Annotated in this window: 11 protein-coding genes; 3 read left to right on the plus strand and 8 right to left on the minus strand. The window is 38.1% G+C overall.

All coding sequences use genetic code 11. The features are described 5' to 3' along the window. Positions 1-336 precede the first annotated feature (336 nt). The 8 genes from LC454_RS13875 to LC454_RS13910 all read right to left on the minus strand — a co-directional run bounded on the left by LC454_RS13875 (position 337) and on the right by LC454_RS13910 (position 7,405). Positions 337-1,146, minus strand: coding sequence for a hypothetical protein (locus tag LC454_RS13875; RefSeq protein ID WP_223583092.1), 810 nt, complete (start codon positions 1,144-1,146; stop codon positions 337-339). A gap of 91 nt (positions 1,147-1,237) precedes the next feature. Continuing rightward, positions 1,238-2,704 (minus strand): helix-turn-helix domain-containing protein, encoded by a 1,467-nt coding sequence (locus tag LC454_RS13880; protein ID WP_223583093.1) that lies wholly within the window; start codon positions 2,702-2,704, stop codon positions 1,238-1,240. 43 nt (positions 2,705-2,747) lie between these two features. Next, on the minus strand, positions 2,748-3,854 hold the full coding sequence (locus tag LC454_RS13885) for a hypothetical protein (RefSeq protein ID WP_223583094.1): 1,107 nt from the start codon (positions 3,852-3,854) through the stop codon (positions 2,748-2,750). Between the two features lie 209 nt (positions 3,855-4,063). Further along, positions 4,064-4,438, minus strand: coding sequence for an HIT family protein (locus LC454_RS13890; RefSeq protein ID WP_223583095.1), 375 nt, complete (start codon positions 4,436-4,438; stop codon positions 4,064-4,066). Positions 4,439-4,440: 2 nt separating this feature from the next. Beyond that, entirely contained in the window at positions 4,441-5,466 is a 1,026-nt protein-coding gene (locus tag LC454_RS13895; protein ID WP_223583096.1) for an HNH endonuclease domain-containing protein, read from the minus strand. Between the two features lie 2 nt (positions 5,467-5,468). Next, a complete protein-coding gene (locus LC454_RS13900; RefSeq protein ID WP_223583097.1) occupies positions 5,469-5,870 on the minus strand; it encodes a (deoxy)nucleoside triphosphate pyrophosphohydrolase in 402 nt (133 codons plus the stop codon). Beyond that, positions 5,857-6,738 (minus strand): YDG/SRA domain-containing protein, encoded by an 882-nt coding sequence (locus tag LC454_RS13905; RefSeq protein WP_223583098.1) that lies wholly within the window; start codon positions 6,736-6,738, stop codon positions 5,857-5,859. Before LC454_RS13905 ends, LC454_RS13900 begins: the two co-directional genes overlap by 14 nt. Beyond that, a complete protein-coding gene (locus LC454_RS13910; protein ID WP_223583099.1) occupies positions 6,728-7,405 on the minus strand; it encodes a hypothetical protein in 678 nt (225 codons plus the stop codon). Before LC454_RS13910 ends, LC454_RS13905 begins: the two co-directional genes overlap by 11 nt. Before the next feature lie 938 nt (positions 7,406-8,343). Here LC454_RS13910 and LC454_RS13915 point away from each other — a divergent pair. From LC454_RS13915 to LC454_RS13925, 3 genes are read left to right on the plus strand one after another with little or no spacing between them, the layout of a single operon-like run. Then, positions 8,344-8,718, plus strand: a complete 375-nt coding sequence (locus LC454_RS13915) for a hypothetical protein (protein WP_223583100.1) — start codon at positions 8,344-8,346, stop codon at positions 8,716-8,718. Between the two features lie 16 nt (positions 8,719-8,734). After that, the gene (locus LC454_RS13920) at positions 8,735-12,061 is read left to right on the plus strand and encodes a SusC/RagA family TonB-linked outer membrane protein (protein WP_223583101.1); all 3,327 of its coding nucleotides are present in this window, start codon (positions 8,735-8,737) and stop codon (positions 12,059-12,061) included. A 9-nt stretch (positions 12,062-12,070) separates the two neighbouring features. Then, positions 12,071-13,444 carry a RagB/SusD family nutrient uptake outer membrane protein gene (locus LC454_RS13925; protein ID WP_223583102.1) on the plus strand — a complete coding sequence of 458 codons (1,374 nt, stop codon included), beginning with the start codon at positions 12,071-12,073 and terminating at the stop codon, positions 13,442-13,444. Positions 13,445-13,468: the final 24 nt, after the last annotated feature.

A 13,468-nucleotide genomic window follows, 5' to 3' on the forward strand; every position in this document is an offset into this window, starting at 1 on the left:
TTCAATATTCTTTGATATCAATTTCTAATAATACAACTATCTACGAGAAGGCATCCAAATTCTGTTGTACATCATTGGTACACCAACGGGCAAACTGTTGCTCCATTCTTGTTAGGTTGCTCGTCTAGCCATTACTGTTTCAGCCTTGTTCAACATATACTACTTTCAATCTGTTTATTAGTTTGTTCGGCATAATAATATTTTTCATGTAAATATACTTAATCTTTATATGATGTATCTATATTCGACTTGTAAATGGCTCGAATTCTCTACTTTTAAAATATCCTGTTTTTTTGGGGAGGTCAGACCATAAATGTTTTGCTTTTGTAAAAGCATTTAATCAAACAAATCGTCTGCAGAAATAGTTTTGGACTTAATTAGAGGGAGATCCCAATTGTACCTTTCTTTTATTTCTATTCTTGCTAATTTTGAAATTAGTTTATGAGCTTCTTCAAGTGATATGGGTTCTATTTTGGGAGCATTTAAGATCGGTCCGTGCCTAGCTGCAGTTCCCAGAGCACTGAAATTATTTGCAGTCTTTTTAAATCCAGTTATTTCGTCAACAGGAACTCCCATTTCTGTGAAATGTTTTGTAGTTGCCTTTTCTCCCCGATTATCGCAAAATAAATCCCACACCTGAAACAGAGTTTTAAAGTCTGTAGCGACGCCTAAGCAATAGAGTAGATTCAGTAAAAAAGGATCTTGCTTGGCCTGCTCAATTAGGAAGATAATTGAATTTGATCTTTGTCTTTCATTTTCAAAATTGGCCTTTGTGAAGTCTATATCAAATACGAAATTGTTAATGCTCTTTCGTACATTTTGAGCTTCATTATTGGAATTATAAAGATTTTCTAGCCCTATAATAGTTACATCACTATAGTCCTCATGAATAAGATAACTTGCCCCATTTATCATTTGGATTAATTTTAGGCCTTTTTCATAGACTTCCTGAGGATTTAATAGGTGGTCTAAATGTATAGATGAAAAAAACATATCAAAACCTGTATCATAGTCGCCTTCTTCCACTATGTAAAAATCTGCATTGAGAATGTCATAACAGTAAGCAAGTTCTCTAATGTAATTGTTTCGTCCATTTAGTAAACGAAATCTCCATTTGTTGTTTTCTTTTTGAATTTCAAGCGACATAATTCTTTGTTAGTTTTTAAAGCGTAGATTTAACAATATCATGGTTTGATTGCTGGTTGCGTTTTCAAATATTAAAAGTTGTGTATATTGGTTATTCTGGTGATTGTATTATTCTTGTTAATTCTTGAAAGACGATTTTAGTGAGGTTTATACCATCTGCGTCTGGAAGCCCAATACCTTGTAGAACAATTTTTCCTATCTCAAAAGCTATGTTATCACTTTGCAAATTAAGATCATTATAACTACCGTTTATAAATTTGGGCATTTCGATTTCATCTTTAGGTGAGACAGGAACGTTGAATAGCTTGATTTTTTCTAAATAATCAATATCATCAAAAAATACAAATTTCCGCCAGCAGTTTGTTAATTTTGCACGCATACCTATTTTTTCATTTAGATCAAAACCATTGTCATTAAGAACATCCTTATACTTTCTAATAATAATCATTAATTTTACTAAAATATCAGCACCATCTATAAGCCTGAAAAATGTAAAGAAATCGGAGTTAGCTCGTTCTTTCACAGGAGGTTGTCTGTCCGATAAATTACGACTAAACATTCCGACGTTATATCTTTCTTTAACTTCATAAGGACTATATTTGTCGAGTAGGTAATTAAGGACTTGAGACTCATCATATTTTCTAGGGGGATTAAAGCCCTGAATTTCATTCAAAGGGATGCTGACTTTAATGTTTCCATCTTCAAATAGTTCTATAGTGGTTGTTTTGTCTATTATATTTTCCTCCAGTAGAGAACGAATTATTATCGAGCTTCCATTATTGTATATACTATTAAATCCCAAATTTAACGTAGCTTTATTGACGCCTACAATTCCTGCTTCTTGCTCTAGTGCAATAGTCATGTTATCATAGAATCTATATGCGATCTTGTTAAAAAAGTCTGACGTTCTGAAGTTTTCAAACTGAAATCCACCAAAGGGCGTAGGGAAGAGATAAAGCTCTAAAAATGTTTGGTTTGCACCATCTTGTGCTTTGGACATGGTCAAGTCGAAAGTGCTAAAATTTTCTATACTTTTGCGGTATAGCTCAGTTTTCTCATTAAGCTTTTCAATGATATATCTATCTTTAATAGGTTTACTTTCATTGTTTTCACGTTGGTATATAATACCTTGACTTGTTATATAAGGAGGTTCGGGACTTGGATCCACTTGGATTGCAATTACATCTTTTCCATTAGGTAGCGCAATGATTTTGATTCCGTATATCGGCTTTGGGCTAACATTAGAGTTAATTATTTGTGAGATCTGGTCTTCAATGTTACGATAGTCTTGCAAGTCTATTCCATTAATAGCATTTGGAAAATTAGTATTCTCACAAGTTATACCCCAAAAAATCCATCCACCTTTTGTGTTGGCAAAAGAAGATATAGATTTCGCAATTTTTATATTGTCAAATTTATTATTTGATCCTTTAGGAATATCCCTTTTATATTCAACATACCAGCCTTCGCAGATTTGTTTTTCCTGCAAGCAGAGTAAATCATTGACTTCTAAATCGGCTACCTTTTTCTTAAAAAACGGATTAAAAATATGATTCATTAGTTTTTTAATAAACAATATTTATTAATATATGTGATTTGTTTTATTCGTAGTATGGAAAATAACCCATCATTTCGGCAATCTCTTCATCGCTAAAAGAAATAATATCATGCTCTTTTAATAATTCAACATTAAATGTAAGAAAAGCATCTACTCTCAAAAATATTGTAATAATTTCTACTAAGCTGTTTTGTTCCAGCTTGAACCCTGAAGAAGCTTCGGTTCCAGGAAATGTAAAGGCTCTAGAGTTAGTGTCTAGGTTATGGATACAAGATTTTAATATTTCGGTATCATCTTTAAGTCTTTTATATTCCGTATGCAACTGGGTAGGCAAATTTGATAGCTTATCTTCAGGAATGTATTCTATATACTTATTAAATAGTCTGGACAGCTTATGTTCATTATTAATTAGCCTTTGAAGACTAACTTTTTTTTCATCCGGTATTGAATGTAACAATTCTAAAAGACTTGACTTTAGGGCAAGTTCCATAGAGTGTCTTATTAAGTAGAAAAGTGGGAGATAAATTTCTTCGGCCTTAATCTTATCTTCAATTACAGAATTAATCAAAAACCTAATCATATCATCGTATACAGAGCGGAACTGTCCCTCAAATACAATTTCATTAAAATGAAATAGAAGCTCATTCTTAACGCGATTATTAATAGGCTCAACAATATCCAAATTAAGAGCATATTCTGGATTATCTTCAAGCTTCGAGGCAATCTCGTAAAATGTAGAGATTTCTTGTCTTGTACCATATAAAGGTCCCGGATTTCTATTTTTATCACATAGGTAACGAAAGCAACTTCCGTCGTTATCAAATGATATTATTTCTATAGCCTTTTTTAATTCCTCGGGAGCATCAGTGAGTAGAGGAATAATGTCTTGGAAATTATGAGAAGTCGGAATATTAATATTGCGCTTCGCTAAGATTCCTTTTAGCTTTAGTTCGCAATAATGGCGCAAAAGGAACAAGTATGGGTAAGATTTACTATTTAAGCTATACCTAAAGTTTAATGCAGTATCATTTAATAGTTTAAGACTCTTTTGGTATTGAATGGTAAAATAGTCCCAATCGTCTATTTGTCTGACAGATAATTTGAATTTATCTTGAAATGGAGTAAATTCGTGTTCTTTAAGAATGATCATTATAATCGATTTTGATACAAAGTAAATTTGATATAGCTTCTTATTTACAATAAAGAGAAACAGTATAAGTTCATCTAAATTGTATAATTATTTCAATTCAATTAGTCCATCAAACATTTGATAGCTTTCACAATATAGTGTAAAAACGATATTGGCGGTTAATTTGACGCTCCAATAATACAAAATATTTGAGCAATCCATTTAAAAAATTAATAACTCCCCTTACTCGGTATAACATGCCTCACACCACCTCTAGGATTTTCCATGTCACCATTAAAACGTGGAATCAAGTGGCAATGAAAATGGAACACTGTCTGTCCGGCAGATTCGCCGCAATTCATGCCGATATTGTAGCCATTCGGTTCAAATTCCGCTTCAACGAGAGATCGAGCTAAACCAATTGCATTATCTAAGTCAGCTTTTTCATCAGGGGTTAACTCAAAATAATCGGTGCGAAGTGCCTTGCTTATTATAAGGGTGTGACCAGGGCTAACAGGAAATCCATCACGGATCAAGAAGAAATGTTTTGTTTCTCCGATTTGTTTGTCTGTTGGTAATTCTAAAAAGTTTTTAATACTACTCATGGCTAAAAATTTCCTGGCAGTTCGATCCACGGCTCCCATTCGTGAATGGAATAGGAGAGTGCTAGGTTATACTGCGCTTGTAGAAAGATACGTCTTTTTTCTTTATTTTTCCCTGTTTGATTAATAATTGTTTCGGCTAACGGATGTTTGCTTTCAATATAGTACTCATTTCGGTTATACAGCCTTTCCAAATAACGGCGATGCGGTACCCTTGCACTTTTATCGCTATTGATCTTTGGATCGGCTAACACCAGATTCCAAACGCCATTAATATTTGCTTCCTCCGCTGTATGTGCTCGCTTATTAAGATGGGGTAGGAAGTGATCCACTTCACATATATTCTCAGAACCTTTATTGACAAAAATATCTTGATAGGAGTAGAAGCATTTGCCTTTTTGATAACCATTTAAAGCATCTCTTACAGAAGTAATATTAATCCTTCGCATTAGAGAATCTATAAACAATTCCTGTTTTAAAGAATCATGTTTTACTTCCAACAGGTTAGGATTGATCTGTAAGTTCCAAGCTGTTTCGACTAAGTTCCATCGAGCGTCAACTTCTTGTTCCAAGTTAATGAATTGGAGTGTCTCTTTAAGCTTATAAATATTGTCCGTAAGAATTATCTCTTTCCTACCATCAGCATAGTTCTTTTGGTAAAATGGATCTTTGATTATATCGCCATTTACATTTTGAAATGCATCAACGACATTGACAAAACCGAGTTTGACTGTAGCGTGGATCAACTGGTCTTCACTGATCCGACCAGCGACAAAATCACGACAGGCATTTAAAAACTTGCTTGAGGAAGAATTACCTTGCTTATCACTTTTCCGAAGATGCTCAACAATATTTTTGGCAAAGGGAATTGCTAGCTCTTCAAGTGTAATTGACGATCGCCCCGGTGCTAGCAGTTCTATTATTGCCTTAGCAAAAGCGAATTTATACGTTGCGGAGTTTTTGCCGAACAAAATAATGGCTCGCCATTGCGATTGAAGACTAGGATCGTTTATCTGGAATTGCGTTGCCAAAGCTATTTTATTTGAGAATACTTTTCAATCAACTCCTTCGCGATAGGTATATCAGCAGGAGCAAGCTTCCAGTTTAATAGATCATCAACCTTTACCCACTCGAGTTGATCATGATCGGTAGACTCTACCACAGTACCGCTAGTCGAACAGATGAAAGAAATCAATTCGATAGCGCCTTTATCGTAATGATGCACAGTATCGAAAAAGTGTTGCTTAATTTCGACCTTCAAGTTGAGTTCTTCAATCAGTTCACGGAGCAAAGATTCTTCGTATAATTCCGATCCTTCGACTTTTCCTCCCGGAAACTCCCAATAGCCACCTAACGATTTTTCTGGCTTCCGTCGACAAATCAAAACAAGATCATCTTTGAATATAATTCCGCAAACAACTTTAATGATAGCCATGTGATTCTCTATGATATTTAAGATTCTTGTTATTTAATTTGTGTGATGGATGTAAGAACAACTTACCAGAAACCTCACCCATCAATTCAAGATCATCTTTAATAGAAAAACTTCCTTTATCGAACATCACGTGGTGATTTGGGCAAAGACAAAGCAAATTATCTGAACTATCGTGACCATTATGAGGTGTCCCCAGGGGTTTGATATGTGCCCCTTCGGCGTAATGTCCAGTTTTGGTTGGCACACCAAACTGACAGACTTGACATTTAAAATCATAAAGTTTTTTGATGCCATGAGCAATCTTGGTATCGCGAATTATTCTGACAATTGATCCTGTTTTGCGTTTAGTCGCTTCGTTGGATATCTTTAGTTCGATCTTTTCAGCAGTCTTTTTGAGATCATTGTCGCCTATATAGAGAAGTTTAAAGCGACAAATTTTAAACCCGCTTTTCCCGATTTCTTCCCATGAATCTACAACACTATACAATCCACCATAAGTATATCCTTTCTCTGGAGAATAAGGTGATTTGTGCGTATATCCTCGAATAACTCGGACGGGAAGACCCTCATCCTGACTCTTTCTCAAACCAGCATTACCTCGGTTATTCCAAGATTGATCTTCGATCTGTTTTCCCGTGTTTTGATCATTACCGCCTGCACCCGTGTATATGATTTCTTCACCGTTGTCTTCGTCATCCTCATACCCACCGGATAAAACAATAGCGGCCGTTCCGTCAGTACCATTCCCATCGATACCCGCTCCCCAATTACGATGGAAACTTGAGGGCATCATTTCTTTTCTACCTTCAAACCAATGGCCTTCTGGTATATTTGGAATCTCTCCAAATATTATAGGTCTAGTTGCCATTATTCTCTATCTCCCTTTCTTGGCTAAAAAGTTTATTGCAGTTTTCAAACCAATAATCCCCTAGGACATTGATAGCATTTTTAAGATCATCGATATCGATAGTAGATAATATTTCGTAGAAGAATGGTTTAGGGCCCCTTCCAGATTTCTCATTAAAAGGTTTATCTGTCTTCTTCACATATTTAGAAAAAGATTTAGCAAGTCTATCTCCTATAATTGTAGTGTCAGAGGTGGAATCAGCATCTACAGTATTTATTTTCTCAACTATATTCTCGGTTAGGAACTCATCATTTTTGTTATAAAAAGAAAGTACTATTGTTATCTTATCATTTATTGTCAACGAGTTTTTCGGCTCTGATACATAAGGACCCTTTTTCTTTCTGTATTCTATTCTTTTTTGAGTCTTCTCAGGAAGAGAACTATAGGTAGGGATTGCTTGTGTTGGATTACTAAACTGGTAATGATGTAAATTAAATGATTGGGCAATAGCTTCCATCCTCGGTAATTCCAAGCTTCCTTTAAGATTTACCAAATTGTCGATATTCGTTCTATTAGTTGAGGAAAGAAAGGCTATATCAACAGTCTCCAGCCCGAACTTTTTCATATACTTTAAAAGAATCTTTACGAACTCATTCAGAGCGTTGTAAATAGGCGTAGGTTTATCCATTATTAATTAATCGAAAAATTTGAATTTTATATATTTATTATTACATTTGTATTGTAACATGCGAAACAGAGTAGGGGGAAATCCCTACATGAACGATTGTCACTTACGCACGAAAGCCGTCAAATTTTCCACGTAGGTTGGCACGGGGTTCGCTTTCCATTGATTTTAGTATCTTTGCATACATTTCATTGGAGCGAACTTTCTGTCAGTCTTTGTGGAACTAGGACTCTGGTCTTAGAGGCTCTTGACGGCGCCACGTGCAAAGCTTGGAAGTTCGCTCCGTTGATTTTAACAAGCAACCATTTCCAATTGTGTTAAGTGCTATCGTTTTAAATAACCAAAATGATTATGAAAAAACGATTCAAAAACCACCAAAAACACCGTACTTACCTCAAGGAGGTTAGCATTCGGTTTTCCTATTCAATTCTAATAAGTAAGATTATTCCAGGGCCAGAATAATCGGTTAAAAATATAAAACCAAAATAGGGGATAGCGGCATCCGCATAATAGTTCATGCCGAATAGGTATTCACTTGAAAGGCCCTTAGACTAGGTTTTCCCGATCTGTATCCAATACACTACCCTTTAATTTTGTGTAAGTTAAATAAAAGCTCTTTCGAGCCGTAAGACACCTTAAAAGTAGCGTTTTATTTTTAAACGACAAAATTAAAAACTATAATATTGTATTGTTATTCTATATAAATTAGATCGGGCTTTTATTTCTTTCCGAGAGGAAGCGCCATAACGCCCCCCTATAAATGACTTGTAACCAATTTTTGGGCGCTTTTCGGATTTGTTAATTTTTTATTTGTTGAATGGCAGTGTTAAACAAATGCTGCTAATGGAAACCATTTTTAAAGCGGAAAAATCGCTAATGGGGAAGCTATGCCCGTTGCATTTGATCGGGCAGGGCTCAAGTCATCTTTATGAACCTTAAAAATGAATCAAAAATATTCAAATGTGCTCGCCCTAGAGCTAGCCATATACCAAGTACACGATAGGGATTACGATCCCGCAGATAAAATCGCTGATTTTTGGAAAAAGTATGATATCCGTACCATCCAGAATACAATTTCTTTACTACTTAAAAAGTCAGCAGACCGCTGGCCCAATGAAAATGTATTGGAACTATGTCACAAGCAGGTATTCGGCTTCGATCTATTAGCAGTATTGATTGCTTATTTCCACGTGCATAAAGACTATGTGGACATGAGCAAATTAGATTTTTCAGACGCTGAAACAACAGGTTTTAGTCTGGATGAGCTGGAGATCACCAAGCGGATCCACGAGTTCTTTGGACGTATTATAGACTAACCTTAACAATAAACAGATGACGAAACAATCAAAATCGTTCACTGCCTTATTGGATAAGGTAGTCAATATTCCATGTATACAGATTACATTATTTGTAATCGTGTTTTTATTAATTTCTATGTTTAGTTTATCGGCTCAGACGCCCCGCAAGGACAGCGGGGCGGAAGGGTTGTTTGCTATTAGCGGGACTGTCGTCTCTTCCGGCGACGGTAAGCCGATCCAAGGTGTTTCCATCCGAGTAGAAGGAGAAAAGGGGAGAGCCTTTACAAATAAGGACGGTTCCTTTTCATTGCCAGTCTCAAATCCCAGAGGTACAGTTTCATTCTCCCATGTGGGATTCAAGCGATTAGAAATGTCGTATACGGCTGGGGTATCATTGGCTATAAAACTGATACCATTGGAGAATCAATTGGAAGAGGTAGAGGTAGTGAGCACTGGGCTGCAGCGTATCCCGAAAGAAAGGGCTGCTGGCAGCTTTGAATTGCTGGACAATAAGTCGTTAAATAAACGCGTGGGCCTGTATATAATGGACCGGCTTGAGAATATCAGCAATGCAGTCCGGTTTGATAAGGACAATGAGCTCCTAGACCGTGCGCAATACACCAATGGTAAACGATTTGACTTTGATATCCGTGGTAGGAGTGTGGTGTCGGGATCAGCATCCCGTACCATTATTTTGGACAATGTGGTATATGACGGAGATCTGAGAGATATCAATCCAAATGATATTGAAAGTGTGTCCATCTTGAAAGATGCCGTGGCGACTTCCCTCTGGGGGACCTATGGCGGGGGCGGTGTCATTGTCCTTACAACAAAAAAAGGGAAGCTAAATGCACCTACAAGCATAGATTTCAATAGTAGTGTAACCGTCAATAATAAGCCGAATATCTATGCGCTCCCTTTTATGAAAAGTAGCGATTACATAGACTTAGAGACTTATTTATTTAATAATGGCTATTACGACTATAAATTGCAAGACATCTATAGCTACCAGACGGTATCTCCGGTGGTGGAGCTATTGGACAATGTCAGGCAGGGTAGGGTGGATAGCAAAACTGCAGAGGCAATGATAGCAAAATACCGGACCTATGATGTGCGGGACGATTATAACAAGTATGTTTATCGCAATGCTTTTGCACAGCAGTATCACTTACAGTTTTCGGGAGGCAACCAGCATATTTCTTATAGCATCTCGGGTGGTTATAATCGCAATAATAATCAGATCATTGGATCTTTTAATGATCGAAAGACGGTCAGGTCTTCGCTGAAAGTAAAACCGCTCAAGAAAATAGAAATCAATCTTGATATAAACTATTCAAAAGTTCACTCCGAGGATTTTTCTACCGATCAGCGTCTTGCCTATGGCCTGCAGGATAATCTCCCAGTGCTGCCGTATATGCGACTGGTAGATGAGCATGGAAATCCGACCACAATTGATGCGGTGCCTATCAGTAGAATATATAGGGACACTGCAGGCAATGGTAAGCTGCTGGGCTGGTCGTATAATCCGTTAAATGAGGTGGGTTCAAACAAGCAATGGACTGATCCTACTGACCTGCTGGTGAATCTGTCCGTGGGCTACAAGCTCTCATCACGCTTTGATATTCAGGGCATGTATAGCTATCAGAATGTCAAAGACCGTGTTTCGGACTGGCTTGGGATCAATTCGTATGCCATGCGCAATATGATAAATCTATATACCCAGTGGGATGACAATCAGATATTAAAGCGTCCCATCCCGGTGGGTGATAGGCTCCACAATCAAAATAGCAATACCAGTAGCCAGACAGCACGGCTGCAGCTAAACTATACGATGGACTGGCAGGATGGGCGGCATAAATTGATCTGGTTGGGTGGGTCGGAGATCAGACAGAAATATTACGATAATAATTCGATGATACTGTATGGCTATGATCCAGATAAGCTGACCAGTGTACAGGTCGATTTTGTATCGCTCAATCCGATCTATAACCAACGCTATGGTGGTAGTACGATACACTCGGGGCTGGTCATGGAAAAACTGGTCAATCGTTTTGTTTCTTATTACAGTAGTGCCAACTATACCTTTTTGGACCGCTATATTTTTTCGGGTAATATCCGGCAGGACGCATCCAATCTATTTGGTGTCAAAGCCAATCAAAAATGGCAGCCGCTCTGGTCTGCGGGTTTGGCCTGGTCGATGGAAAAGGAACCTTTTATGCGGTCTGTGGATTGGATAGACCAGTTGAAATGGCGCGTTTCCTACGGATTTGCGGGGCAGGTAAATCCGGGATTCTCAGGGCGCCCATTGATTTATTTTAATGGAAGTGACTACCTGACGGGATTGCAGAATGCGACATTGCAGTCACCCGGCAACCCTTCGCTAACTTGGGAAAGGGTCAAAACGATCAATGCGGGACTGGATTTCTCCTTACTAAAGGGGAGACTCAATGGTAGTGTGGAATATTACCGTCGCAATTCGATTGACCTGATCACCAGTACGCCGGTGGATCCGACAACAGGTTTTCTAAGTATCATGAAAAATGGGGGCGAATTGGAGGCTAAGGGGTTTGAGATCACCTTAAATAGTGTCAATGCGCAGACTGCTGATTTCAACTGGAAGACTAGATTGTTGATGAACAGAAATAGGACCAAGGTGATTGAATATAATATTTCATTGCCCTTTGCTACGCAATACATCACCAATTCGGGGACAGCAAATACTTTTTTTCAGAAAGGCTATGACACGGGGTCGGTATTTGCTTTCCCATTTGGTGGATTAGATCCTAATACAGGTGACCCCATCGGATTCAATAAAGGGGAAGAAAGCAAAGATTATTTCAATATCCTGTATGGGCCATTGGAAAATTTCAAATACATCGGTCCCGGCTTACCTGTTTATTATGGCAATATTACGAACGAATTCAATTACAAAAATTGGAGCCTTTCTTTCAATATTCAGGCTCGCCTAGGCCATTATTTCTTTCGGCAGTCGTTCTCCGAAGATCGGGTCGGTCAATATTGGGTGGGACATCAGGACTATGAAAAACGCTGGCAGCAACCCGGTGATGAGTTAAGTACCAATGTACCATCTTTGGTCTATCCAATAGATCCATTTCGGGATGAATTTTATAGTAAAAGTAGTGTGCTGGTGGAAAAAGGTGATAATATAAGGTTACAGGATCTCTCATTCTCCTATACCTTCAATAAAATCAGGGGAATTAAAAACCTCTCGATCTATGGTTTTGTGAAAAATATCAACTGGATACTGTGGCGGGCAAATAAATTGGGACTGGATCCGGAATATCGCGATGCTATTCCCTTGCCAACGTCGTATTCGCTGGGGATGAATGTTAAATTTTAAAATAAGGTTATGAATAGAATACATATAAAGACAATGCAGGCATTGGTTGCTGTCTTGTTTATTACACTGCTTTTCGGTTGTACCAAATACTTGGATGTAAAACCTGATCAGAAAATGGTGGTGCCCTCGAGTTTGGCTGATTGTGAGGCCTTGCTCGACAACCGTTCAGAAATGAATTATACCTATCCCGTGATCGGGGAGGTTGGCGCTGATCATTATTACCTGGATGACGTAAATTATAATGCCATTACACAGGTAGGCGAAAAAGATGTCTATCTATGGGATGCAAATGCTAATATCAATCTGAACAACTGGCGGGGGCCATATAAAATTATTCAGGTGGCCGGACAGATTTTGCAGGTGTTGGAAAATATAGACCGTAGCGAAAATCAGGATGACTATGATCGAATTAAGGGCAGCGCACTGTTTTTCCGTGCATTTGCATTAATGCAGTTGGCAGATGTCTTTACCCTTCCATATGATAAGGATAATGCCGAAAATACACTAGGCTTAGTCTTGCGAAATGATCCGGCGGTTAATTACGTATCTGAACGATCAAATTTGAAGGATACCTACGCGCAGATTAAATCCGACCTGGTCGAATCGGTGCTCTTACTTCCTATACATACAACGATAAAAACCAGACCGACGAGAGTGGCGGCCTTAGCTGTACTCGGCCGCTTAGGTCTAGTGGTTGGGGATTATGCACTTGCAGAGCAAGCAACCAGAGAGGCGCTTTCCTACACGGATGAATTGATCGATTATAACGGTATCAACGAATCTTCCGCCATGCCATTTTTCCAGTTTAATAAGGAAGTAATTTTCCATGCCATAACGACGAGTAGTCCAATGCTCAATGCATCGGTAGCTAAAATAAGTAGCGCTTTATATGACTCTTATGAAAGCAATGATTTGCGCAAGGTATTGTATTTTGATAAAAATGCCGATGGGAGCTATGCTTTTAAGGGCAAGTATGATGGGGAGCAAAATAGTGCTTCGTTTGCCGGGATCGCAATAGATGAGATTTACTTATCCTTGGCAGAAGCGTTGGTACGTAATAATAAACTTGCCGAAGGCGCGGAGGTTTTAAATAAGCTGCTGCTGCGGAGATGGAGGACAGGTCAATATACGCCAGTTACATTTACCGAAAGTGCTACGGCACTGGGCAGGGTGATACAGGAGCGGAGAAAATCACTTCTACTGCGTAATCTGACTTGGATGGATCTAAAGCGCTTGAATAGAGAGACTGCGTTTGCCCGGACTTTGGTGCGACATATAAATGGAGCAAGGTACGAGTTGAACCCCAAGGATCTACGGTATGCTTTTTTAATTCCCCTGACGGTAGTGGGGACGACTCCTTCGATAATTCAAAATGAGCGCTAGATAATATGTTTAACAATGGGAAAT

The organism is Sphingobacterium sp. GVS05A, from assembly GCF_019969845.1.
GTDB lineage: Bacteria > Bacteroidota > Bacteroidia > Sphingobacteriales > Sphingobacteriaceae > Sphingobacterium.